The sequence below is a fragment of the Curtobacterium sp. Csp1 genome, from assembly GCF_013347185.1.
On sequence record NZ_CP054594.1, the window covers coordinates 3497715 to 3522102 of the forward strand.

Sequence of the window (24388 nt, forward strand, 5' to 3'; positions counted from 1 at the left end):
CCCTCGGGTGACGGCGTCACCACCCTCCACGACGTCCCGACGGCAGGGAGCCCTCGATGTCCTCCGTGTCCTCCGCGAGCAGCCTCGCGATCGACGGTCTCGTCAGCGGTCTCAAGACGACGGACCTCATCAACTCGCTGATGACCATCGAGCAGGTCCCGCAGACCCTGCTCAAGAACAAGCTCACCGACACGAACTCGTTCATCTCGTCGCTGCAGACGATCAACGGGCTCGTGCAGACCCTGGCGTCGAAGGCGACGGACGCGGCGAAGCCCACCTCCCTCGACGTCTTCACCGCGAAGAGCTCCTCGACCGCGGCCACGGTCTCGACGCGAGACTCCGCCGCCGCTGGATCGCTGTCGTTCACCATCGGTGCGACGGCGACCGCACAGGTCGGCGTGACCGCGGCGATGTCCACGTGGGCGTCCGACGCCGAGCCGATCACGATCGTCGGGGCGGGCGGCAAGCAGACCAGCGTCACCCCGGCGTCCGGCTCGCTCGACGACGCCGTCAGCGCGATCAACGGTGCCGCCGCCGGGGTCACCGCGACGAAGGTCGCCGCCGGGACCGCGACCGACGGCACGCAGCTCTTCCGACTGCAGCTCACCGCGACGAAGACCGGCGCCGCCTCGGCGTTCCAGGTGTACCGCGGCACGGGTGACCAGGTGACCGCGGGGACCGCGACGAACGTCCTGACGCAGACCGGCGCCGCGGTGGTCACCGCCGCGAAGGACGCGAGCGTCACGCTGTGGGCCGGGACCGACGCCGCGCAGACCGTCACGAGCGCCACGAACACCTTCACCGACCTGCTCCCCGGCGTCGACGTCACGGTGTCGGCGCCCTCGAGCGACCCGGTCACCGTCACGATCGGCCAGGACACCTCGAAGGCCCAGGCCGTCGCGTCCGGACTGGTCGACGCGCTCAACGCGATCACCGCGTACTACGGCACGAACACCGCCGTCACGAGCACCACGAGCCCGACCACCGGCACCACGTCGACCACCGCCGGCGTGCTCACCGGCGACGCCACCACCCGCGACGTCGTGCAGCGGCTGACCTCGACGATGTCGACCCCCGTGAACGGGAAGTCGCCCTCGTCGATCGGCATCGTCATCACGAAGGACGGCGACTTCACCTTCGACGCCGCGGCGTTCCAGAAGGCCCTCGCCGACGACCCGGATGGCACGCAGGCCGTGCTGTCCGGCGTCGCCACGAACGTCGGTGCTGCCGCGACGGCCGCGTCCGACAAGTACACCGGGTCGATCACGACGTCGATCACCGGGCAGCAGTCCGTCGCCACGGACCTCAGCGCCCAGATCGACAGCTGGACCGACCGCCTGACGCAGCGTCGGGCCACCCTGCAGGCGCAGTACGCGGCGCTCGAGACGAGCCTGAGCAACCTGCAGTCCCAGTCCTCCTTCATCGCCAGCCACCTCGCGACCCTGTCGTCGTCGAGCTGACGGGAGCCACCATGAACGCCTTCGACCTGCAGTCCGCCGCCTTCCGCCAGGCCGCCCAGCCGCGGACGGTCACCGACCAGCGCCGGGCCCAGTACACGAACGAGGCCGTCCTCTCCGCGACGCCGGCGCAGCTCGTCACGATGCTGTACGACCGGCTGATGCTCGACCTGCACCGCGCCGAGGCAGCGCAGACCGGTGCCGACTGGGACGCCGCCCGCGAGCAGCTCCTGCACGCGCAGGCGATCGTCGGCGAGCTGTCGTCGACGCTGCGCATCGACGTGTGGGACGGCGGCGAGGGCCTGCTCGCGATCTACAACTACGCGTCGAGCTCGCTCATCACCGCGAACGTGCACCGCGACGTGCAGGCGACCCGCGACTGCATCCGCATCCTCGAGCCGCTCCGGCAGTCGTGGCACGAGGCCGCCGCCGCCCTGCCCGCGACCCGTCCGCTGCCGGGTGCGACCGGGGGAGCGCTCGGTGTCGCCTGAGCCGAGCGGCGAGGGTGACCCCGCCCTCGGGCCCGGCGCCGACCTCGCGGCGTGGGGTGCGGTGCTCGACGCGCTCGAACGCGACCTGACCGTGGCGGGCGGCCTCGCGTGGTCGGAGCCGACCGGGCTGGGACCGGTGCCGCGGGAGCTGGTGGGGCGTGCCTCCCGGCTGTTGGCGGCGCAGCGCGACCGGACGGCGACGCTCGAGGCGGAGCGGCGACAGGTGCTGGAGCACCTCGGTGCGCTCCGCGCGGTGTCGGCGACGCGGGAGCCCCGCGGGTCGGTGTACCTCGACGCGTCCGCCTGAGGGGCGAGCGGCCTGCCGTTGCGCGGGCCGGGGCGTCATCGTGGTCGTCGGACGACAGCGGTGGTGACGCACGCGCCGGCCCGGTGCCGGGGCTGCGCGGGCGGATGCGGGCGATTCCGGGTGAAGCGTCATCGTGGGTGTCGTACGACAGCGGCGATGACGTTCCACAACAACACCCGCACCCGCACCCGCACCCGCCCCCGCCCCCGCCCTCGGACCCGCCCCCGCCGCACCACCCCCGTTCGGGGCGACGACTAACGAGCCGGGGCGGCACGCCGACAGCGGTCGTCGAGCACGGATCGCTCACCAGTTCGGCCACGGATCGGCCACCCGCCAACCGGCGACGTCCCTCGGGACGCCGCTGCCGAAGGGGACGGTCGACCAGTGTTCGATTCCGTGACGAGCGCCGCGCTGCAGAGCGCGCTCGACGGCCTGTCGCTGCGACAGCGCACCATCGCGAACAACATCGCGAACATCAACACGCCGGACTACCACGCCGAGAAGGTGCAGTTCGAGGACGCGCTCGCGCAGTCGATCGTGCACGGCGACGGCCACACCGCGGCGACGACGGCGCGGAGCCTCGAGCCGACGAACACCAACGGCAACAACGTCAACCTCGACCAGGAGACGCTCTCCAACGTCGACACCGTGCTCCGGTACCAGTTCGCCACGCAGGCGATGAACAGCGAACTGACGAGCGTGCGCGCGGCGATGCGGACGAGCTCGTGACGACCTTCGACGCGATCGGCATCGCGAGCACCGGCCTCACCGTGCACCGGAAGTGGCTCGACGCGATCTCGGACAACATCGCCAACGTCAACACCGTCCGCTCGATGGACGACTCCGCCTTCCAGGCCCGGTACGTCGAGGTGCAGGAGGGTGCGGGGACCTCCGGCGCCTACGTCAAGGGCGCCGCGTTCGGCAGCGCCGCCGGCCGGGTCACCTACGACCCGGAGAACCCCCTCGCGAACGCGCAGGGCTACGTCCGGATGCCGGACATCGACCTCGGGACGCAGATGGCGGACCTCATCATGGCCCAGCGCGGCTACCAGGCGAACGCCGCGGTGGTCGACCGGGCGAAGACCGCCTACGAGGCGGCACTGCAGATCGGGAAGAACTGATGCCCATCGACGCCGTGAACGGTGTGACCACGAACGCGATGACCCGCGCGTTCCCGAGCACGTCCGACGTGACCGGGACCGGCGGCCTCGGCGGTGCCGACGCCACCACCGGGACGACCGGCGCCGGCGACGGCTTCGCCGGCAGCCTGACGAACGCCGTCGACGGTCTGCAGCAGCTGCAGAGCACCTCGAAGACGCTCGCGCTCAAGGCCGTCACGGGCAACCTCGACGACATCCACGACGCCACCATCGCCGCCACCCGTGCGCAGGTGACGCTCGAGCTCGTCGCCGCCGTGCGGAACAAGGGCGTCGACGCGTTCAACGAGATCATGCGGATGCAGGCCTGATGCCCGCCGCCGTCCAGGACACGTGGGCCCGGCTCGTCGCCTACGTCAAGGGGTTCTCCGCCGCGCAGCGGACCATCGCGATCATCGGCATCGCGGCGGTCGTGCTCGGTGGCATCGCGCTCGCGAGCTGGCTCGGGAAGGCGACCTACGCGCCGCTGTTCACCGGCCTCGCCGCGAAGGACGCGAGCTCGATCACCGACCAGCTGACCACCGACGGGGTGCCGTTCCAGCTCAGCGACGGTGGGGCGACGATCCTCGTGCCGCAGGCGCAGGTCTACTCGGAGCGGCTCAAGGCCGCGTCGAACGGGCTGCCGTCGTCGAACGAGGGCGGCTACTCGCTGCTCGACAAGATGGGCGTGACGAGCTCGGAGTTCCAGCAGGACGTCACCTACAAGCGCGCCATCGAGGGTGAGCTCGCGAAGACGATCTCGTCGATGGACGGCGTGCAGACCGCGACCGTGCAGCTCGCCATCCCGGAGAAGACCGTGTTCACCTCCGAAGAGAAGGACCCCACCGCGTCCGTCTTCGTCGCGACGGAGAACGGCAAGCAGCTCACCACCGAGCAGGTGCAGTCGATCGTGCACCTGACGAGCGCCGCCGTCGAGGGCATGCAGCCGACCGACGTCTCGGTCGTCGACTCGAAGGGCCAGACCCTGTCGGCCGTCGGCACCGGCGCAACCGGCAGCGGGCAGGACCAGGCGGCGGACTACGACGCCACCACGAGCAAGAAGATCCAGGACCTGCTCGACACGACCCTCGGGGCCGGGAACGCGAGCGTCGTCGTCTCCGCGACGATGAACGAGCAGTCCGGCACCCGCACGTCCGAGAGCTTCGCCACCCCGACCTCCGGGCCGGTCGCGCTCAACGAGTCGAGCACCAAGGAGCAGTACGGCGCGGGCGCCGCCGGGGCAGCGGGGGCGACCGGCGTCCTCGGCCCGGACAACGTCGCCGTCCCGAACGGCGCCGCGTCGAACGGCACCGGTGGCTACACGAACGAGTCCGCGACGAAGAACAACGCCGTCGACCACACCACCGAGACGACCCAGATCCCGGCAGGGGGCGTGCAGCGGCAGACCATCTCGGTCGCGCTGAACGCCCGCGCCGACGCCGTGAAGAACGCGAACCTGCAGAGCGTCAACGACCTCGTCGCCGCGGCGGCCGGGGTGGACAACGTCCGCGGCGACCAGGTCCGCGTCGCGGTGATGGACTTCGACCGCTCCGCCGCCCAGGACGCGCAGAAGGCGCTCGAGGCGCAGCAGCAGGCCGACCAGCAGGCGTCGATGTGGTCCGCGATCCGCACCGCCGGCATCGTCGTCGCCGTGCTCGCCGCCGCGATCGTCCTGGCGATCGTCCTCGCCCGCCGCGGCCGTCGCCAGGAGCGCGAGGCGGTCGACGTCGGCGAGCTCGACGCCTTCGCCGGCGAGACGTTCGAGCTGCCGCTCGCGCTCGACGACGCCGAGCGGAGCGGCCTGGCCGCCGGGGACGCCCCGACGGTCGCGCTCCCGACCCTGCCGCACGACGACGCCCCGACCGAGGTCCTCACGACCGACGAGATCAGCGCCGAGCGCCGCCGCCAGGACATCTCCGCCCTGGCCGAGCGCGATCCGAAGCGCACCGCCGAGCTCCTCCGCGGGCTCCTGGACGACCGGTCCCCGGTGTGAGCGGCGTCGTGCCGGTCGCCGCTGGGAGTGCCGCCGCCGGGAACACCCCGGCGGGCGGCGGGACCGCCGCCGAGCGTCCCCTCACCGGCGCGCAGAAGGTCGCCCTCATCCTCATGCAGATGGAGACCGAGCGCGCCGCCGAGGTGATGAAGCAGTTCACCGAGCTCGAGGCCGAGGAGATCTCGGCCGAGATCGTCCGGATGCGCCGCGTCGACGACACCGTGGTCGACCGGACGATGAGCGAGTTCCACCGGATGACCCAGCGCGGCCACGTGCAGAAGCGCGGCGGCAAGGACGCGGCGCTCGGGCTGCTCGAGGCGTCCTTCGGCTCCGAGCGCGCCGCCGGCGTGATGGACCGCCTGGCGTCGAACCTGGCCGGGCAGTCGTTCGAGTTCCTCGACGACGCCGAGCCCGGGCAGGTCGTCAGCCTGCTCGAGGGCGAGCTCCCGCAGACGATCGCCCTCGTGCTCGCGCACCTCAAGCCCGCGCAGGCGAGTGCCGTCCTGGCCGGGGTCGACGAGCGCGTGCGGACCGACGTCGCCCAGGCCTTCGCCACGATGGGCAGCGCCACGCCCGAGGCGGTCGGCATCGTCGCCGGGGTGCTCCGGCAGCGCGCCGGTGCCGTCGTCTCCCCGCGCGAGAGTGTCGAGGTCGTCGGCGGCATCGCCCCGCTCGTCGACATCATCAACCGCTCGGACGTCGCCACCGAGAAGGCCGTGCTCGAGGGGCTCGAGGCGCGTGACCCGGAGCTCGCCGAGGACATCCGCTCCCGCATGCTGACCTTCACCGACATCGTGAAGCTCGAGTCCCGGGACATCCAGCAGGTGCTCCGCGGCATCGACTCGAAGCTCCTTGCGACCGCCATGAAGGGCGCTCCGGGCCCGGTCGTCGAGACCATCCGTGCGAACGTCTCCGAGCGCAACCGCCAGCTCCTCGACGACGAACTGCAGTCGATGGGGCCGGTCCGCGTGTCCCAGGTCGAGGAGGCGCGCGCCGAGGTCGTCCGCTCCGTGCGCGAGCTCGAGGCGCAGGGCGTCATCACCGTGCACCGCACCGAGGAGGACGAGCTCGTTGACTGACCCCGTCCTGCAGCGCGTCGCGTACCCGGTGCTCGACGGCACCGTCGCGCGGGACCGCGCCGCGGCCGCCGACGTCCGTGGGCACGCCGCCGGCTACGCGGCCGGGCTGCGCGCCGCCCAGGCGGAGACCGCGGCGCTGCACGCGCGCCTCGAGACCGAGCACGCCGCGCGCGTCGCGGCCCTGCAGGCGGAGACCGCCCGCCGGGTGCAGGTCCTCGACGCCGCCACGAACGCGCTCCTGGCACAGGTGGCGCCCGTCCTGGCGGACGCGGAGGACTCGCTCGTCGACGCGGCCCTGGACCTGGCGGAGGCCGTCGTCGGGTACGCGGTGCGCGCCTCCCGGCAGACGGTCGGTGACCACACGGCGGCGGACGCCGACGGGGCGGGAGCCGGCCTGGAGGACCGTGGCGCGGACGGTGCGGAGGCGACGGTCCGGCGGGCGCTCGCGCTGGTCGACCGCACGGTCGCCCTGGCGGTCCGGACCAGCCCCGCGGACGCGACGCGCGTCGCCGGACTCGACCTGCCGGTCCCGGTCGTCGCCGACCTGTCGCTCCGCGACGGGGACGCGGTCGTCGACCTGCCGGACGGCCTGCTCGACGCCCGCCTGGACGCCGCGCTCGGTCGTGCCCGCGAGGCCCTGGAGGCGGCACGGTGACCGCGACGCTGCTCCGCCCCCGTGGCCTCGACGATGCCCGTGCGGCCGCGGGGCCGCAGCGCGTCGGCGTCGTGACGAGCGCCGTCGGACTCGGCCTGACCGTCGCGGGACTCGACGCGCGCATCGGCGACGTCGTGACCGTCGGCGCGGACGGCGGACCGCAGACCGCCGTCGAGGTCGTCGCGACCGACAGCACCGGCGTGCGCTGCATGCCGCTCGGCCGGCTCACCGGCATCACCGCCGGCACCCCCGCACGGCCGACCGGGCGTCCGGTGCTCGTGCCGACGGGCGTCGGGCTGTTCGGCCGCGTGCTCGACGGGCTCGGCCGTCCGATCGACGGCCGCGGACGCCTGGACTCGGACGGCGCCGTCCCGATCGACCACCCGACGCCGGACGCCATGGCCCGCACGCGCATCGACGCGCCGATGCAGCTCGGCGTCCGCGTCCTGGACACCCTGACGACCGTCGGGCGCGGGCAGCGCATGGGCCTGTTCGCCGGGTCCGGTGTCGGCAAGTCGTCGCTGCTGTCGATGATCGCGCGCGGGAGCGACGCGGCCGTCAACGTCATCGCGCTCGTGGGGGAGCGCGGCCGCGAGGTGCGGGAGTTCCTCGAGGACGACCTCGGTCCGGAGGGCCTGGCGCGCTCGGTGGTCGTCGTGTCGACCTCGGACGAGCCGGCGCTCATGCGACTCCGTGCGGCCTTCGTCGCCACCCGGATCGCGGAGTCGTTCCGGGACGCCGGGGCCGACGTCGTGCTCATGATGGACTCGCTCACCCGCGTCGCGATGGCGCAGCGCGAGATCGGCCTGTCGGTCGGCGAACCCCCGGCCACCCGGGGCTACCCGCCGTCGACGTTCTCCGTGCTCGCCGGACTGCTCGAACGCGCCGGGACGGACCGCGTCGGCAGCATCACCGGGCTCTACACGGTCCTGGTCGACGGCGACGACCACAACGAGCCGATCGCGGACAGCGCGCGCAGCATCCTCGACGGGCACGTCGTGCTCGACCGGAAGCTCGCCGTGACCGGGCACTTCCCGTCCGTCGACGCGCTCGGCTCGGTGTCCCGCGTAGCCTCGAAGGTCACGACGCCCGAGCAGCGTGCCGCGGCGACCGTCCTCCGGAAGGTGATGGCCGCCCGGCAGGGGGCGCAGGACCTGCTCGACGTCGGCGCGTACCAGCGCGGGACGAACCCGCTCGTCGACGCCGCGGTCGACCACCGCGGCGCGATCGAGGCGTTCCTGCAGCAGGGCATGGACGAGCGCGCCGACGCCGCGTCCTCGTGGCACGCGCTCGAGACGCTCGTCGCACGGCTGGGGGTGACCGGCTGATGGCGAAGCGCTTCCCCCTCGCCGGGCTGCTCCGGCTCCGGCACGCGCAGCAGGACCGCGCCGCCGCCGTGCTCGCCGCCGCGAACGACCGGGTGCGCGACGCCGCGGACGCCCGGATCGCCGCCCGGCGGAACCTGGCCGACAGCGAGGCGTCCCAGCCGATCACGGACGCGGCGACCCTCAGCGCGGTCGCCGCCGCCCGGGCGTCGACGCGCGGGATGCTCGAGGAGCTCGAGGCCGTCGCACGGTCCCGCCGCGAGGACGCCGACGCCGCGCAGGCCGAGCACACCGCTGCACGCCGGGCCGCGCTCGGGCTCGAGAAGCTCGAGGCGCAGCACGCGCGCCAGCAGGCGGCCGAGGAACTCCGGGCGGAACAGCACGCCCTCGACGAGATCGCGGCTCGACGCCGCACGGAAGGTGGTGCCCGATGAGCGTGGACGCCGTGCTCTCCCGCATCGACGAGATCCGCACACGCATCGACGCCCTGCGCAGCGGGGTGACCGGCGGGACGACGACGACCACGACCGGGTCCTCCGGCGCCGCGTCCTCGACGACGTTCGCGGACGCGCTCTCCTCGGCGGCCGACGACCCGCTGTCCGCGTCGACCTCCGCGGCGAGCGCTGCCACCGCAGCGCCCGCGACCTCCGTCGACGCCGGCAAGGGCACGCTCGCCACCGGCAGCGGCGCGACCGGGGCGGACGTCGTCGCGGACGCGAAGAAGTACCTCGGTGTGCCGTACGTGTTCGGCGGCACCACCCGCTCCGGGATGGACTGCTCCGGTCTCGTGCAGACGGTGTTCAAGGACCTCGGCGTCACGATGCCCCGCGTCGTGCCGGACCAGGCGGACATGGGTGTGCCGGTCGCGTCCCTGGCCGACGCGAAGCCCGGGGACCTCATCGTGCCGAAGGGCGAGCAGCACATCGTCATCTACCTCGGCGACGGCAAGGTCCTGCACGCTCCGCGCCCGGGCAAGGACGTCCGCATCGTCGACAACTGGTACAAGGACTCCGACATCGCCACCATCCGCCGGATCGTCCCGTCCGAGACGCCCGCGACCCCGGTCGTGTCCGCGGGCGCTGCGGCGTCGAGCGCGACGGACCTGCAGACCGCGGCGCTCCTGTCGATGATGCGCGGGAGTGCCGCATGAGCCCGGTGTCCACCGTCCCCACGCCGGCCGTCCGGTCGGCGCCGACGCCACCCGCGTCCGCGCCGGGCTCGGGCCAGGCGTCGGGTTCGGCCGAGCCCTTCGGCGCCGCGATGGCCGCGGTCGCGGGCTCGGCGCACCAGGCCGCGCCCCGGGACGGTCGTGAGCCCGAGCACACCGCGACCGAGCACGCCGGAACCGACCACGACGGCGCCGGTACCACGACGACCGGCGAGCTGGTCGCTGCGAGCGACGCCGCCGCGGCGCTCCCGGTCGCACTCGTGGCCGCGCTCCCGGTGCCCGTGCCGTCGATCGCGCCCGCGGGACCCGCCACTACCACTGCCACGGCGCCGGGGACGCCGGCCTCGACCACGTCGGCGAACGAGACGGCGGCGGGGCCCGTGGCCGCGACCGCGACGCCCGTCGTCGCGGCGTCGACGATCGTGCCCACCGCGGCTCCGCTCACCACGGCCCCGACCACCCCGGCTCCGACCAGCGGTACACCGGCGCAGGCCCCGGTCCGCGACAACCCGGCGGTGTCGATCGACCCGGGCACGTCGCCCACGCCCACGCCCACGCCCACGCCTGCGACGGCAGCGGCACCGGTAGCAGCCCGGGCGCCGCTCGCGCACGGGGAGCCGGCGGCGACGAGCAGCCCGGCCACCACGGGCACCCCGTCAACCCCGTCCACCACGGCTGTGGCGCCCGCCGCGCCCGCAGTGCCGGTGGCCCCCGTGACGGCGACGGCGACGGCGTCCGCGCCGGCGCCGGCGACCGCGGACACCGCGGCTGCGCTCGCGACCGCACCTGCCGTACCCGTGACCCGCCCCGCGCAGCCGTCCCGCGGGACCGGCCACGCACCGGAGGCGACGCGGACCGAGCAGGGTGATCCGATCCTCCAGGCCGTCTCCGCACCCCGCGGTGGTGAGCCGGCCGTCACCGTCCCGACCCCGCCGGCGGCCCCGACCGCCGGACCCACGCCGACCACGGGCGCCCCGGCCACGAGTGCCCCGCTCGCCCAGCAGCTCGCCCGCCCGGTGTTCGCGCTCGCGCACGCCGGCACCGGCGAGCACGTCGTCACCGTCCAGGTCGTGCCCGACACGCTCGGACCGGTCACGGTCCGCGCCCACGTCACGCCGCACGGCATGCACGTCGAGCTGTTCGCGGCGTCCGAGGCGGGCCGCGACGCGGTCCGCCAGGTCCTGCCGGACCTGCGCCGCGACGCCGCGGGCGCCGGCGTCGCGACGACGCTCGACCTGTCGTCGCAGAACCACCCCGGCGCGCAGCCCGGTCGCGACGACCGTCCGGCTCCGTCGCCGCTGCGGTCCGACCCCGGCCTGGAGGCGCGCCCCGCGCCCGCCCCGCAGCCCACCCCCCGTCCGTCCACCGTCCGCGCCGTCGGACTCGACGTCCTCGCCTGAAAGGCCACGACCATGCCCCTCTCCGGCATCACCGGTTCCGTCGACACCGCGGCGCAGGCCGCGGCCCTCGCGGCGAACAGCACCACGAAGAAGTCGCAGACCATGGACTCCGAGGTGTTCATGCAGCTCCTCGTGACGCAGCTGCGGAACCAGGACCCGTCGTCCCCGATGGACACGAACCAGATGATCAGCCAGCAGACGCAGCTCGCGATGATGGAGCAGGTCACCAACCAGACCACGACGGCGAACGAGAACTTCTCGCTGCAGATGCGCATCGCCGCCGCGAACCTCGTCGGGAAGCAGGTCAGCTACACCGACGCCGCCTCCGGGTCCGCCGTCACGGGGACCGCCACCGCCGTGTCGTACGCCTCGAGCGTGCCGACCGTGACCGTGAACGGGAAGGAGGTCGACCTCGACGTGATCTCCGGTATCACGACCGCCTGACGCGGTCCCTCTCTTCTCCTTCGTTCTTCGCTCTTCGCTCTTCGTTCTGAAAGGGACACCTCATGCTCCGCTCGCTCTACTCCGGGATCTCCGGCCTCCGCTCCCACCAGGAGATGCTCGACGTCACGGGCAACAACATCGCGAACGTCAACACCGTCGGCTTCAAGTCGTCGTCCACCGTCTTCCAGGACACCCTGTCGCAGATGACCCAGGGCGCCGGGGGACCGCAGACCGGCATCGGCGGGACGAACCCCGCGCAGATCGGTCTCGGCGTCCAGGTCGCCGGGGTCTCGACGAACTTCGCACAGGGCTCCGCGCAGGCCACCGGCAAGGCCACAGACCTGATGATCTCCGGCGACGGCTTCTTCGTCACGCGCCTCGGCAACGACACCGTGTACTCCCGCGCCGGCGCGTTCGACTTCGACGCCGACGGTCGCCTGGTGTCCGCCGACGGCAAGATCGTGCAGGGCTACCCCGCGACGAACGGCGTCGTGAACCAGGGCGGACAGCTCGGGGACATCGTCCTGCCGCTCGACGCCGCCGCACCGGCCACGCGCACCACGACCGCTTCCGTCACCGGCAACCTGCCGTCGGAGACCGCCGTGGGCGGGACGCGCGTACGCGAGTCGACGGTGTTCGACGCGTCCGGCACCAAGCAGACCCTCACCCTGACGTACACGCGGACCGCCACCGGGTGGTCCGTCGCCGGCACCGACGGCCAGGGCGGCACCGGGACCGGCACGCTGACCTTCGGTGCGGACGGCAAGCTCACCGCCGGTGGCTCGCTGACCGTCGGCGGGATCGCCGTGGACATGACGCAGCTCAGCGGCTTCGCGACGCTCGACACGTCCTCGATCGCGTCGCAGAACGGCAAGGCCGCCGGCACCCTGCAGGGCTACTCGATCGCGAAGGACGGCACCGTCGTCGGCACCTTCTCGAACGGCGCATCGCTGGCGATCGGCCGCATCGCGCTCGCGACCTTCGCGAACCCGGCCGGCCTCGAGAAGACCGGGGCGTCGGGCTACCGCGCCACCGCGAACTCGGGGCAGGCGACCGTCGGTGCGCCGGGCGACCCCGGGGTCGGGCAGCTGGCGTCGGGCACGCTCGAGATGTCGAACGTCGACCTGTCGCAGGAGTTCACGAACCTGATCGTCGCGCAGCGCGGGTTCCAGGCGAACGCGCGCATCATCACGACGAGCGACGAGGTGCTGCAGGAGCTGACGAACCTGAAGCGGTAGGGGCGGCGGCGGCGGCGGTCGGCGGGCGGCGGGCGGTCCGGCGGCCGCCGGGCGCCGTCAGGTGCGGGGCGCGGGGGATCATCCGGGATCGGGCCCAGGCGCTCCGCGATTCCGTACCGGCCGTGCGATCACGGCCGGTCGTCGTGCGGCGACTGCGGATCAGTACGCCGGTACGGACACGCTCACCGACCCGGTGACGCAGCTGCAGACCACGTTCTGTCACCCGCCGGGGGAGGAGGAGGACGAGTCCGTGGTGCACGAGCACCGGCGGGGCTCCGTGCCGATGCCGCTCGACGTCACCGCGACCGATGCCCTCGGCACCGGGCTGACCGCTCCCGGCCCACCAGGATGCGTTGCTGATCCGCTGGTGGCACGCGCTGCCCCGGTAGAACGGCTTCGAGTCATCGCGGCCGGACAACGGCTGTGCAACGGACGCCGTCCAGAGGTGCGACGAGCGAGAGCAGGCTTCCGCTTGGAGAGCCCCGTACTCCTGATCCGGTCGATCACGGCGTGCGTCCTCGGCGACGCGTGCCTGGTGCTCGGCGGCGGCGGCGGCTTCGCTGGTGCGTCCCTCGTCGTCTGCGTCGTGGTGATGCTGGTGGGTGTCGTGACGTTCGCGGACTGGTTGCGGAGAGGTCGCGCCTGAGTGGGAAGCCGGGGCTCCGTCAGCCGGCTCTCCGCGGCGGGACTCGACGTGGCGCTCGTGACCAGCTCGGTCTCGCGGTGACCTGCTTCCACCGGAACTGCGTCAACGGCCAGGCGTGGCGCCCGAGCGACACCTCGTCGGACCAGACGATCGGGTGACTGGAAGTACGCAAGCACCGGCGACAGCTCCGGCGGCGCACACACCGCCGTGCCGCGCCCGTCCTCCTCGAGCGAGCCGATCGAACGACGACGACCCATGACCGCGCCAGGAGGAAGCGGCTCCGACGTCCACATACCGAGCCCTCGGTGAGACCATCGCCGGACCAGCCATCTGAGACAGGAGCCGTCGTGGCGAGAAGAGGCGGGCAGGCGGTGCCCGCTGAAGGACCGGCTGTCGGACACCGGTACCGGCGCTCCTGTAGCCGCCGCCGACGCTACCCACTTCGCACTCGGAGCCGCTTCGGCCCTGTCTCGCAACCGACGAGCACGACGCGAGGGCTACCAAACTCCCGCGCGACGGCCAACGCCGACCTCACCCGCCGCCTCTCCGATCGTCCGCAACACCTGGCGGGTGGTGTGTTGACGAGTTGCGACCGCCATCGTCCGCGAGCATCAAATCGTAGTGGTTGTTGAACAGGTCTTGTACATGTACTCTTTCGGCCATGCCTGTCTCATCGAAGCGACGCTTGGTCGCTGACGCCCTCCGTGACGCGATCGCCACGGGACGGTACCGCGCCGGTGAACGTCTGCCGGGTGAGCACGACCTCGCTGCTCGCTATGAAGTGAGCCGCGGCACCGTTCGCGCCGCTCTCGCAGACCTGGCTGACGATGAGTACATCTCGACTCACGGGGGTGTCGGGTCGGTCGTGACATTCGACGGGGCGACGCTCGATCCACGCGGCGGATGGGCCCGCTCGATCGCTGCCTCGGGCACCGAGGTAACGACTCGTATCCTGCGGATCGCGCGCCTGGACAGTCCGGACCTGCAAGCTGAGCTCGACGCGGCCACTCCCGTGTTCGTCGCGGTGGACCGCATCCGTGCCGTCACCGGCGAGCGGCCCGTATCGCTCGAGCGGAGCATCCTGCCGCACGTGGGACGTCTTGCGTCCGCGATCATCGAAGGCCTCGTCGACGACTCGCTCACCGCCACCATCGCCGAAGCCGGCCTCATCCCTTCCAGCGCCGAGCAGTGGATCGACGTCGTGCCGCTCGACACGAACGATGCCCGCCTGCTCGAGCGCGCCGACGGCACACCCTTTCTTCGAAGCCGCCGCGTCTCGCGCACCGCCGAAGGCGTGTTCGTCGAGCGCGTCGACAGTCTGCTCGACCCAGATCGCTTCCGACTGCACATGCGTTTCGGAACAGCGCCGTGACCACACTCTCGACCCGACAGGACTCCGTGACTCACCAGACCGCTGCTCTTGCCGCGATGACCGGCCTCGCGATCGGCGACGCCCTCGGCATGCCGACCCAATCCATGTCACTCGCGCAGATCCGCGCTGACCACGGGAGGATCACCGGCTTCGTCGACGCCGGACCGCACCAGCGAATCGCTGCCGGCATGCCCGCGGGCACGATCACCGACGACACCGAACAGGCTGTGCTCGTCGCCGAGTTGCTCCTCGAAGGCAGAGGGCGACTCCACCCGACCCGCTTCGCCGAAGCACTCATCGCGTGGGAACGTGCGATGGAGGCAAAAGGCTCGCTCGATCTACTGGGGCCGAGTACCAAAACTGCCGTGCAGAGGATCCTCGACGGTGTCCCGGCGTCCGAAGCCGGATCGACCGGCACCACCAACGGCGCCGCGATGCGCATCACCCCGGTCGGGATCGCCGTGCCGTCAGTCGACCTCGTCCGCTTGGTCGACGCCGTGCAGAACGCCTCACGTGTGACCCACGACACTGGGCTCGGTATAGCGGGCGCAAGCGCGATCGCCGCCGGTGTGAGCGCCGGAATCGACGGCGCCACCCGAGCCGAAGCGCTCGACGCCGCGATCGCTGCCGCAACGATCGGCACCCATCGCGGCCACTGGATCGCTGGTGCCGACATCGCGGCCCGGACGACGTGGGCAATCGAGTATCTACCGACCGTGCCGCCGGCCGATCGCATCGAAGCCGTCTCACAACTCATCGGCACGAGTGTCGCCAGCCAGGAATCCGTCGTCGCAGCGCTCGCCCTCGTATCGCTCGACGAAGACCCCTGGGAGACGCTGTGCACGGCGGCATCGATCGGCGGCGACACCGACACGATCGCTGCGATGGCGGGTGCCGTCCTCGGAGCGGTACACGGACCTGACGCCTGGCCTTCCGATGCGGTGGACGCCGTCACCACCGTCAATCACCTGAGACTCGATCCGCTGGTCGACGGGCTTCTCGCGCTCCGTCAATCGGCCTGACCTGACCGGAGGGTGGCGGTTCTCCGTGGCCGCCGCCGTCCGATCATCCCTTTCGTGCAGCACCCTTCCAATGATGTAAGAGGACCCCATGGCCCAAGACACCACCACGCTCTCCAGTGGCACCCTGACCACGATCGAGCAACGCGGCATCGAACCCGTCCCCCACGATGAACGCAACGGCGCACCAGGCGCCCTCTTCTGGGTTTGGTTCGCGGCGAACATCTCGATCCTCGGCCTACCCCTCGGCGCGACCCTCGTAGCGTTCCAGCGCCTCAACATCTGGCAGGCGCTGCTCGTCGCGGTGATCGGCGCCGCCGGCTCCTTCGCGGTCGTTGGCGTCATCTCGATCGCCGGCCGCCGAGGTGGCGCGCCCGGGCTGACCCTGAGCAGGGCGGTGTTCGGTGTCCGCGGCAACATCGGACCGACCGCCGTGTCGCTGCTGTCCCGCCTCGGGTGGGAGACCGTGAACACCACCACAGCGGCCTTCGTGCTCCTGTCGCTCTTCACGATCCTGTTCGGTACCAACGGAGACGCCAAAGCGAACCCGGTGCTGACCATCGTCGCAATCCTCGTGTTCGTCGCCGCGACCGTGCTCGTCTCCGGCCTCGGGCACGCGTTCATCGTCGCCGTGCAGAAGTGGGCGACCTGGGTGTTCGGCGCCCTCAACGTCTTCGTCGCTGTCTTCCTGATCGTCCGCGTCAACTGGGACGTCGTCGGCTCCCAGCCCGCGGGCCCCGTCGCCGCGCTGGTGATCGGTGTCGGCACCATCGCCGCGGGCACCGGCATCGGATGGGCAACCGCGGGCGCGGACATCGCCCGCTACACCCGCACGTCGGTGAAGGCCGGCGCACTCATCAGCGCGAGCGCGGCCGGAGCCGGGATTCCACTGGTCGTTCTGGTCGGCCTCGGCGCCCTCGTCTCCGCAGGCGATCCGACCCTAGCGCAGGCCGGTGACCCGGTTGCAGCAATCCGTGATCTGCTGCCGAGCTGGATGGCGATTCCGTACCTCATCGCTGCGTTCGGCGGGCTGCTGCTGTCGAACCACCTCTCCGTCTACTCGGCGAGCCTCACGACGCTCACACTCGGCGTCAAGGTGCCCCGGGTCTGGGCGGTCGGAGTCGACGTGGTCGTCACAACGCTCGGAGCGATGTACTTCATGCTCGTCGCGGACGGCTTCTACGCGCCGTTCATCACGTTCATCTCCGTGCTCGCCGTACCGATCACCGCCTGGCTCGGCGTGTTCACCGCCGACATGCTCCGCCGCCGCTGGTACGACCCGACGGCACTCCTCGACCTGCGCCCCGGCGGCCGCTACTGGTACCGCGGCGGCGTCGCGTGGGGAGCCCTCGGCGCCTGGGTCGTCGCGATCGTCGTCGGCTTCCTCTTCACCTCGATCCAGGTCGGCAGCGCGCACCCGATCTACGTCGGTGCGCTGTCAGACAGCTGGATCGGCGCGAACGGCCTCGGCTGGGTCGTCACCTTCGTCGTCGCGGCGGCAGCGTACCTGCTCACCGGCGGAGCACGCGGTCAGGTCGTCGCTCCGACGGAGGCCCGGTCCTGATGGGGCGGCTCGTCTCCGTCGGCAACGTCATAGTCGACATCGTCCTGCGCGTCGACGCCGTCCCGGAACCGGGAGGGGACGTCATCGCCTCGGCGTCGTCGATCACCGCCGGCGGTGGCCTCAACACCATGGTCGCCGCTGCCCGCGACGGTCTGTCGGTGGTCTTCGCGGGCCAGTACGGCACGGGACCGTTCGGCGACGTCGTCCGCGCAGCTCTCGAGGAGTCCGGCGTCGACGTCGTCCAGCCCGGGCTCGAGGACGTCGACAGCGGCTACTGCGTCGCACTGGTGGACGCATCGACCGAGCGCACGTTCGTCACGAGCGTCGGAGCAGAGGGTCGCCTCACCCGAGCGGACCTCGACCGGGTCGAGCTCCGCTCTGAAGACACGGTGTTCGTATCCGGCTACGGGCTCGCTCACACCACCAACGGTCCAGCCATCGCCGACTGGCTGAGCACCGTCCCCGACGACGTGCGCGTCGTTCTTGATCCCTCCCCGCTGGTCGACACGCTGTCGCACACGGTGCTGGACCCCGTGATGACGAGGGCCGACGTTGTCAGCGCCAACGCGCGCGAGGCACGGCTGATGGCGCCGACCAAGGCCGAGCTATCCGGGGCAGTCGCCGCGATCGCCGGGCGTGCACGCGGCGTCGCGCTGGCCCGTGACGGTGCAGCAGGTTGCTGGGTCGCCGAGCCCGGACACAGCCCAATCCTGGTTCCAGGCTTCACCGTCGATGCGGTGGACTCGAACGGTGCAGGTGACGCTCACGGCGGCGTGCTCATCGCAGCCCTGACTCGCGGGGATCCATTGACTGCTGCGGTTCGACGCGCCAACGCCGCCGCCGCCCTCGCAGTGACACAACACGGACCAGCAACAGCACCGACCAGCACCCAGATCGACGCATTGCTCGCGGCCCCGATCACAGTCCACTGAGCAAAGCGTCCGCGATCCGCAGCAACCGCATCCAGCAGGACGAAGCCCCCGGCCGGAGTGAGCAGTCGGGGGCTTCGTGGTCGGTACCGGTAGATGGTCGGCACCGATGATGCGGCCCACAGCGATCGTCATCGGCTACTGAGACGCCATGGGCAGTCCCGTGACACTGAGCGGTTCGATCGAGACGCCTTGGACGAGTCAGCAGCCCACTTGCTCGTGGCGTCGCTGTTCTCTGCTGCGGCTGCGCTCACGCTGTTCCTCGGGATGAACTTCATGTCCGATCCGCAGACCGGCGCCGTTCACGGATTCTTCGCCGCGATGGCCGTCGCCTTCGCCAGCTACGTGCTGCTGCTCTTCCTGAGTGCCGGACCGCGCCTGGACACGGCCTACGTCACCCTCCACTCCGTCCGCAACGAGTTGAACGGGACCCACCGAAGCCGTCGCTGACGTCTCGGTCATCGATCGGCTACCGAGATGTGCAGGGTCCAGTCGCGAGTGATGACCTCAATCTGGCCAGAGCGCGGTGACCTGTTCAGCCGCTTGGAGCATGTCTGCCGCGGGGAGGGCGACGCGCTGTTCGGGGAGGCCGAGCGATGGCCACTGCACGACGAGCTCGAGCGGTCCTGTCGGTGGAAGGGGGTGCAGCCAGAGTTCGTCGGTGTACCGGTACGACGACGCGCCCCCACCGCCCCCGCCACCGTGCCGCATCAACACGGCTCCGGTGCCTTCACTGTCGCGGCAGAACGGGTAGCCGTCGGTGACGTGCTGCCCGTCAGCAAGGACCGCTCCGTACCGGAGTCGCGCTCGGCGGTCCTCGTCCGAGGCGTAGAAGTGGTCCTCGTGAACCAGCTGCTGGAACGCTCGCACGCTCAGATCACCGCGGCGGAGTTGCCGACCGACCTGGAACATGACCCCGTCGGAGAAGACACGAGCCGCTTCGACGACGACCATCGCGTTCGCACTCGATCCCCACCGCAGCCCGTACCCGAGCACACCCGGCAGCTCGTCCTCCGATGGCCCGTGCCGTGGATCCCGAGGAGGCTCGTCCATGGGTGCAGCATCGAGCGGGTCCGGTTCGTCGGCGAAGAACATCATCCGCTCACCGCACCACGACGAACTGGAAACAACCAGTGACGACGGTCGCGGTGCCGCACCGTCGGCGCTCGGCGGCGGCCGCACGAGCGACGCTCGCTGCATCTTCTGGAGGGGTGCGATGAACGACGATCGACGGCCGCTGAGCCGTGACGCACTCGAGCAGGCCATGGCGATGATCGAGAAGGGTCAGCAGCTCGCCGGGCACTTCCCCGACGCCGAGGCGCTGGGGCGGGCGCGGCATCCTCGACGGCTCGCTGACGTACGAAGAAGCGGCGGCGCAGCTCGAAGCGAAGTACGGCTTCCCCGTGCTCCGACCGCGACGGTCTACGCGGCTGAGCCCCGATGAGCACGACCGGCGGCGACAGATCGTCGATGAAGCACGGGTGTCCACCGCTCTCGAAGGAGGTCGTGCGTCCGATGCGGTGCACGAGCTGCAGGACCGTTGGGCTGCCGGTGAGACCACGTGGGAGCAGATGCACGCCGAGGTGCGGCGGCTCCACCCGTCGACGGCGGACCCGCCTGAGACGGAGTCGGATTCCTCCGTCGGTCGGGTTGCGCTGCCGCGTCCGGCAGGGGACGGGAGGCGCGGTGCGGGTGACCACCGCGCCTCCGGTACCGACGTGGTCGAGATCGGCCCGCTCTGTGGGCCGTTGCGCCGACCGACGGGGTCGCGTGGGAACCCGGTTCCGTGACACACCCGCGACGGTAGTGCGGGTGCGGGTGCGGGCGCGGTCCGGTGACCGTCGAACGCCGACGGTGACCGACCGGTCGGCGCGGCCTGGCCGGACCTCGGGGTGTCAGGCGCGCGGCGCGGGGGACCAGCCGAGCTCGGGGCCCAGGCGCTCCGCGATGTCCGTCACGATCTGCGTGTAGTCGTCCGGTGCGAACGAGAACGGCAGGGCGAAGGCGACCTCCGTCGCGACCTGGTACCCGGCGTCCGCGCGCAGACGGTCCGCGATCTCGGTGGACGTCCCGACCAGGTCGGAGGCGAACAGCATGCCCGCCGGCCCCTGCGGGACGCCGACCCGGTCCGCGCGGGACGCGGCGTAGGCCCGGTACCGCGCGACCTGCTCGGGCGTCGCGGTGTCCGTCGGCACGACGACGAGTCCCTGCGAGACCCGCGCCTGCTCGGGCGCGGGATGTGCGTCGAGGTAGGCCTCGACCTGGGCGCGCTGGTTCGCGGCGAAGTCCGTGCCGACCTCGCTCCGGGTGACGCTCGACGTGAGCAGGTGGAACCCGTTCCGCGCGGCCCAGACCGCCGAGCGCGTGCTCCCGGTGCCGTACCAGAGCCGGTCGACCAGGCCCGGGCTGTGCGGTTGGACCGTGGAGGCGAACTCCTCGATGCCCCGGCGTCCGACGGGCCCGGTGACCGGGTCGCCCCGGACGAGGTCGCGGAAGCGCAGCAGCCGTCCTTCGCCGAGGTCCTCGTGCTCGGCGGTGTCGGGGTGGATCGCGTCGCGGTACAGGTCGTAGTGCATCGGCGTCCCGGACGAGAAGCCCGGTTGCAGCCGCCCGCCGAGCAGCACGTCGACCGTGGCCAGGTCCTCGGCCAGGCGGAACGGGTTCTCCGCACCGATCGGTGTGACGGCGGTGCCGAGTGCGATGCGGGAGGTCCGCTGCGACGCAGCTGCCATGACCGCGACGGGGGACGAGATGCCGTGCTGCAGGTGTCGGTGGCGGAGCCAGGCGCTGTCGAAGCCGAGCGCCTCGGCGCGTTCGATCGTGCGGAGGGTGTCCTCGTGTCCCGCTCCCGGTGCCGCGGGGTCGAAGGACCCGATCGTCAGGAAGCCGAGTCGTGCCAGGGGTCGTCCGTGGTCAGGCATGCTCCGATGGTGGCACGGCACGGGATCGGAGGCACGGTGCCGGTGAGCCGATCGGCCCACCCGCACCGTGCCTCCAGTCCGTCGACGCGGCCCCGCCGCGGCTCCCGCCGCCGCGGCTCCTGCCGCCGCAGCGCCCGCCGCCTCAGGCGCCGCGCGGTCGGATGCGCAGGGTCACCACCTGGAACGGCCGCAGCCCGAGCGCGACCGTCCCACCCGACCACGCGAAGCGCCGCGCGGTCAGCGCGGGGTCCGCGAGGGGACGCTCGCGCAGGTCCACCTGCTCGACGGCCACCGCGTCGACCCGCAGGTCGAGCTCCGTGTCGGAGCGGGCGCCGAGCGCCTCGTACAGCCGGACCACGACGTCGCCGGAGCGGTCGTCGGCGAGCTTCACCGACTCGACGCGGATCCCGGGCGACGTCGACACGACCGGTGCCGTCACGGTCGCGCCCGTGCCGCCGGCAGCGGTGTCGCCCGCCGCGGGGACCACCCGCAGCGGCAGGTTCTCGTCGTACCCGCTCGCGACGACCGCCGCGACGTCCGCGCCCGGGTGCACCGTGTAGGCGAACGTGTGGTGCCCGAGGTCCTGCTCGGGGTCGGGGGACTGCGCCCCGCGCACCAGGCTGAGTCGGACCTCGGTCTCGACCTCGCCGTGCGCGCCGACGCGTCGCGTGACGTCGTGGCCGTACGTGCCGGCGTTCGTCACGCCGATGCCGTAGCCGGGCTCCTCGACGTGCACCCAGCGGTGCGCCATCACCTCGAAGCGGGCGTCGTCCCACGAGGTGTTCGTGTGGGTCGGCCGGCGCAGGTGTCCGAACTGGATCTCGGCGCTGTGGTGCTGCGCGTGCACGACGAAGGGCAGCGACGCCTTGAGGAGCTTCTCGCGCTCCCGCCACTCCAGGTCGACCCCGAGGTGGACCCGGACGTCGTCGGCGTGCACGGCGATCGTCTGCACGAGCTCGGAGGACCCGAACACCCGGCGGACCCGAACCACTGCGCGCAGGTCCTCGTCGGTGGTGAGCTCGACGGACTCGGCGGTGCGCAGCTCCACGACGGAGCGCCGGTAGTGCGCGTCGACGTCCCACGCGTCCCACGCGTTCGGCAGGTCCTCGTGCAGGTGCAGCAGGTTCGCCGAGCGGTCGGCGGGCACGAGCTCCCGGTCGTGGACGAGGTCGACGATCGAGTCGACGAGCCCGTCGCCGTCGACGTGCACGCGGACCAGGCCGTTGTCGAGCACGGTGCCGTCCGCGCCCTGGGTCGCCGTGACCGCGTGCTCCGGCGTGACGACGGTCAGCGGGGAGAGCGCGTGCGCTCGGGCCTCGACCACGCCGACGGGGGTGCCGGCCGCGTCGAGGACGAGCTCGCGGCGGTCGTGGTCCGCGGCGTTCGCGACGACCCCGGCGGCGCCGAGGTGGGCGAGGGCCCGCGCGGTGAGCTGCTCGATCTCGGCGTGGTTGCGCCGGTAGCTCTCCTCGTTCTCCTCGTGCACCCAGCGGATCGACGAGCCGGGCAGGATGTCGTGGAACTGCTGCAGGAGCGTGGCCTGCCAGAGCTCGTCCAGGCACTCGTACGGGTACGGAGCCCCCTGCAGTGCGGCGGCGGTCGACCAGAGCTCGGCCTCGCGCAGCAGGTGCTCGGCCCGGCGGTTACCGCGTTTCTCGCGGGCGTGCGAGGTGAACGTGCCGCGGTGCAGCTCGAGGTAGAGCTCGCCGACCCAGACCGGGGCGTCCGGGTACTCCTCGCGGGCCCGGGCGAAGAAGTCGTCCGGGTGCTCGACCTCCACCCGGGGCGATCCCTCGAGCGACTCGACGCGGCGCTGGCGTTCCATCATCTCGCGGATCGGTCCGCCGCCGCCGTCGCCGTAGCCGAACGGCACCAGGGACGTCGTCGCGGCGCCCTTCTCGCGGAACTGGCGGACGGCGTGGTGGAGCTCCTCGCCCTCAAGCGTCGCGTTGTAGGTGTCAATCGGCGGGAAGTGCGTGAAGATCCGGGAGCCGTCGATGCCCTCCCACCAGAAGGTGTGGTGCGGGAACGTGTTCGTCTGGTTCCAGGACAGCTTCTGCGTGAGGAACCACTCCAGCCCGGCGAGCTTCGCGATCTGCGGGAAGGCCGCGGTGTACCCGAACGAGTCCGGTAGCCAGATGCCGTGCGTCTCGACGTCGAGCTCGTCGGCGAAGAAGCGCAGCCCCTGCGTGACCTGGCGCACCATGGCCTCGCCGCCGGGCAGGTTGCCGTCCGGCTCGATCCACTGCGAGCCGACGACGATCCACTGGCCGCGGGCGATCGCCGCCCTGATGCCCGCGAACACCGTGGGGTAGCGCTCCTTCACCCAGGCGTACTGCTGGGCACTCGAGGCCGCGAACTTGAAGTCCGGGTACTGCTCGGCCAGCGCGAGCACGTTGGAGAACGTCCGGCCGGTCTTCCGCTTGGTCTCGCGGATCGGCCAGAGCCAGGCGGTGTCGATGTGCGCGTGGCCGATGCCGCTCAGGCGGTGCGCGGACGGGTTCGCGGGGCTGGCGAGGGCCCCGGCGAGCTCGGCCCGGGCGGCCGCCGCCGTGCCGACGACGTCGTCGAGCGCCAGGACGTCCATCGCGCGCTCCAGGTCGCGCAGCACCTCGTGGCGGCGCGGGTCGGCCTCCGGGAGCTCCTTCACCATCTGGAACAGCACCTCGACGTCGAAGCGCAGCGCCCAGACCTCGGGCTCGAACACGGCGAGCTCGGCGGTGCGGAAGGTGTAGATCGGGGACTCGGGCGCGGTCCGCTTCGAGCCGAACTCCGTCGGGACGAACTCGTTCACCAGGATGTCCGGGTTCGCCGCCATCTCCAGGTACAGGTGCACCTGCTCACCGCCGACGGCCCGGTCCGCGATGCGCAGGTGGTGGTTCCGCGGGTGGATGCCCTTCACCGGGGTGCCGTCCGGCGTGTGCAGGAGCCCCTCGGCCTGGTTGCCGGGCCAGTCGCCCTGGAAGCCCGGGTCGACGAGCAGCTCGACGGTCCGTCCGGTCCACTCCGCCGGGACGGCCCCGGTCACCTCGAACCACCACGTCGACCATGCCCGCCCCCAGGACTCGCCGACCGCGAACGGCCGGTACTCGGCCGCGAGGGCCTCGGCCGCCGGCACGGGTTCGTCCGGCACCTGCCACGCGGCGAGGCTCACCGGCGTGCGGGCCTGGTGGACGGCGGGGACGATCCGCTCGTTCAGGACGCGCTCGATGCGCGCCTCGACGAGCTGCTGGTTCTGGTGCAT

Annotated in this window: 26 protein-coding genes; 23 read left to right on the plus strand and 3 right to left on the minus strand. The window is 72.1% G+C overall.

Going from position 1 to position 24388, the window contains the following annotated elements:
- Window positions 1-56: 56 nt before the first annotated feature.
- The 21 genes from fliD to HUN58_RS16875 all read left to right on the plus strand — a co-directional run bounded on the left by fliD (window position 57) and on the right by HUN58_RS16875 (window position 18673).
- A complete protein-coding gene (gene fliD / locus HUN58_RS16775; protein WP_180225229.1) occupies window positions 57-1460 on the plus strand; it encodes a flagellar filament capping protein FliD in 1404 nt (467 codons plus the stop codon).
- Between the two features lie 11 nt (window positions 1461-1471).
- The gene (gene fliS, locus HUN58_RS16780; RefSeq protein ID WP_180225230.1) at window positions 1472-1948 is read left to right on the plus strand and encodes a flagellar export chaperone FliS; all 477 of its coding nucleotides are present in this window, start codon (window positions 1472-1474) and stop codon (window positions 1946-1948) included.
- Window positions 1938-2255 carry a hypothetical protein gene (locus tag HUN58_RS16785; protein ID WP_180225231.1) on the plus strand — a complete coding sequence of 106 codons (318 nt, stop codon included), beginning with the start codon at window positions 1938-1940 and terminating at the stop codon, window positions 2253-2255. Before fliS ends, HUN58_RS16785 begins: the two co-directional genes overlap by 11 nt.
- A gap of 384 nt (window positions 2256-2639) precedes the next feature.
- On the plus strand, window positions 2640-2984 hold the full coding sequence (locus HUN58_RS16790) for a flagellar basal body protein (protein WP_180225232.1): 345 nt from the start codon (window positions 2640-2642) through the stop codon (window positions 2982-2984).
- On the plus strand, window positions 2981-3376 hold the full coding sequence (locus HUN58_RS16795; RefSeq protein WP_058741145.1) for a flagellar basal body rod protein FlgC: 396 nt from the start codon (window positions 2981-2983) through the stop codon (window positions 3374-3376). Before HUN58_RS16790 ends, HUN58_RS16795 begins: the two co-directional genes overlap by 4 nt.
- The gene (gene fliE / locus HUN58_RS16800) at window positions 3376-3723 is read left to right on the plus strand and encodes a flagellar hook-basal body complex protein FliE (RefSeq protein WP_180225233.1); all 348 of its coding nucleotides are present in this window, start codon (window positions 3376-3378) and stop codon (window positions 3721-3723) included. Before HUN58_RS16795 ends, fliE begins: the two co-directional genes overlap by 1 nt.
- On the plus strand, window positions 3723-5384 hold the full coding sequence (fliF, locus tag HUN58_RS16805; RefSeq protein ID WP_180225234.1) for a flagellar basal-body MS-ring/collar protein FliF: 1662 nt from the start codon (window positions 3723-3725) through the stop codon (window positions 5382-5384). Before fliE ends, fliF begins: the two co-directional genes overlap by 1 nt.
- Window positions 5381-6463, plus strand: a complete 1083-nt coding sequence (gene fliG, locus HUN58_RS16810; protein WP_257222115.1) for a flagellar motor switch protein FliG — start codon at window positions 5381-5383, stop codon at window positions 6461-6463. Before fliF ends, fliG begins: the two co-directional genes overlap by 4 nt.
- Window positions 6456-7118: a hypothetical protein gene (locus tag HUN58_RS16815; protein ID WP_141861392.1), complete on the plus strand. Its 663-nt coding sequence runs from the start codon at window positions 6456-6458 to the stop codon at window positions 7116-7118. The genes fliG and HUN58_RS16815 overlap by 8 nt, the downstream gene beginning before the upstream one ends.
- On the plus strand, window positions 7115-8446 hold the full coding sequence (locus HUN58_RS16820; RefSeq protein WP_180225235.1) for a FliI/YscN family ATPase: 1332 nt from the start codon (window positions 7115-7117) through the stop codon (window positions 8444-8446). The genes HUN58_RS16815 and HUN58_RS16820 overlap by 4 nt, the downstream gene beginning before the upstream one ends.
- Window positions 8446-8877 (plus strand): flagellar export protein FliJ, encoded by a 432-nt coding sequence (locus HUN58_RS16825; protein WP_114851056.1) that lies wholly within the window; start codon window positions 8446-8448, stop codon window positions 8875-8877. Before HUN58_RS16820 ends, HUN58_RS16825 begins: the two co-directional genes overlap by 1 nt.
- Window positions 8874-9593: a C40 family peptidase gene (locus HUN58_RS16830; protein ID WP_114851057.1), complete on the plus strand. Its 720-nt coding sequence runs from the start codon at window positions 8874-8876 to the stop codon at window positions 9591-9593. Before HUN58_RS16825 ends, HUN58_RS16830 begins: the two co-directional genes overlap by 4 nt.
- Window positions 9590-11011, plus strand: a complete 1422-nt coding sequence (locus tag HUN58_RS16835) for a flagellar hook-length control protein FliK (RefSeq protein ID WP_208745597.1) — start codon at window positions 9590-9592, stop codon at window positions 11009-11011. The genes HUN58_RS16830 and HUN58_RS16835 overlap by 4 nt, the downstream gene beginning before the upstream one ends.
- 12 nt (window positions 11012-11023) lie before the next feature.
- A complete protein-coding gene (locus tag HUN58_RS16840; protein ID WP_141861407.1) occupies window positions 11024-11455 on the plus strand; it encodes a flagellar hook assembly protein FlgD in 432 nt (143 codons plus the stop codon).
- A 62-nt stretch (window positions 11456-11517) separates the two neighbouring features.
- Window positions 11518-12693 (plus strand): flagellar hook protein FlgE, encoded by a 1176-nt coding sequence (locus HUN58_RS16845; RefSeq protein WP_114851060.1) that lies wholly within the window; start codon window positions 11518-11520, stop codon window positions 12691-12693.
- Between the two features lie 472 nt (window positions 12694-13165).
- Entirely contained in the window at window positions 13166-13339 is a 174-nt protein-coding gene (locus HUN58_RS16850) for a hypothetical protein (RefSeq protein ID WP_181819300.1), read from the plus strand.
- A 685-nt stretch (window positions 13340-14024) separates the two neighbouring features.
- A complete protein-coding gene (locus HUN58_RS16855; protein ID WP_254631529.1) occupies window positions 14025-14711 on the plus strand; it encodes a GntR family transcriptional regulator in 687 nt (228 codons plus the stop codon).
- Window positions 14708-15733 carry an ADP-ribosylglycohydrolase family protein gene (locus tag HUN58_RS16860; protein ID WP_254631530.1) on the plus strand — a complete coding sequence of 342 codons (1026 nt, stop codon included), beginning with the start codon at window positions 14708-14710 and terminating at the stop codon, window positions 15731-15733. The genes HUN58_RS16855 and HUN58_RS16860 overlap by 4 nt, the downstream gene beginning before the upstream one ends.
- A gap of 88 nt (window positions 15734-15821) precedes the next feature.
- Window positions 15822-17294 carry a cytosine permease gene (locus HUN58_RS16865; RefSeq protein WP_114851062.1) on the plus strand — a complete coding sequence of 491 codons (1473 nt, stop codon included), beginning with the start codon at window positions 15822-15824 and terminating at the stop codon, window positions 17292-17294.
- On the plus strand, window positions 17294-18226 hold the full coding sequence (locus HUN58_RS16870) for a PfkB family carbohydrate kinase (RefSeq protein WP_141861411.1): 933 nt from the start codon (window positions 17294-17296) through the stop codon (window positions 18224-18226). Before HUN58_RS16865 ends, HUN58_RS16870 begins: the two co-directional genes overlap by 1 nt.
- 189 nt (window positions 18227-18415) lie before the next feature.
- The gene (locus tag HUN58_RS16875) at window positions 18416-18673 is read left to right on the plus strand and encodes a hypothetical protein (RefSeq protein ID WP_167510059.1); all 258 of its coding nucleotides are present in this window, start codon (window positions 18416-18418) and stop codon (window positions 18671-18673) included.
- 57 nt (window positions 18674-18730) lie between these two features.
- Here the strand turns inward: HUN58_RS16875 and HUN58_RS16880 are convergent, their stop codons facing one another.
- Window positions 18731-19276, minus strand: coding sequence for a hypothetical protein (locus HUN58_RS16880; protein WP_208745598.1), 546 nt, complete (start codon window positions 19274-19276; stop codon window positions 18731-18733).
- Between HUN58_RS16880 and HUN58_RS16885 the strand changes: the two genes are divergently transcribed.
- Both HUN58_RS16885 and HUN58_RS21085 read left to right on the plus strand, forming a co-directional pair.
- The gene (locus HUN58_RS16885) at window positions 19275-19667 is read left to right on the plus strand and encodes a hypothetical protein (RefSeq protein WP_208745599.1); all 393 of its coding nucleotides are present in this window, start codon (window positions 19275-19277) and stop codon (window positions 19665-19667) included. The two genes, HUN58_RS16880 and HUN58_RS16885, sit on opposite strands and share 2 nt — an antisense overlap.
- Complete coding sequence (locus tag HUN58_RS21085) at window positions 19627-20013, plus strand: antitoxin VbhA family protein (RefSeq protein WP_368075751.1); 387 nt, start codon at window positions 19627-19629, stop codon at window positions 20011-20013. The genes HUN58_RS16885 and HUN58_RS21085 overlap by 41 nt, the downstream gene beginning before the upstream one ends.
- A gap of 105 nt (window positions 20014-20118) precedes the next feature.
- Here HUN58_RS21085 and HUN58_RS16895 read toward each other — a convergent pair whose 3' ends face one another.
- Both HUN58_RS16895 and HUN58_RS16900 read right to left on the minus strand, forming a co-directional pair.
- Window positions 20119-21144, minus strand: a complete 1026-nt coding sequence (locus HUN58_RS16895; protein WP_208745601.1) for an LLM class flavin-dependent oxidoreductase — start codon at window positions 21142-21144, stop codon at window positions 20119-20121.
- A 142-nt stretch (window positions 21145-21286) separates the two neighbouring features.
- On the minus strand, window positions 21287-24388 hold the full coding sequence (locus HUN58_RS16900; RefSeq protein ID WP_208745602.1) for a glycoside hydrolase family 38 C-terminal domain-containing protein: 3102 nt from the start codon (window positions 24386-24388) through the stop codon (window positions 21287-21289).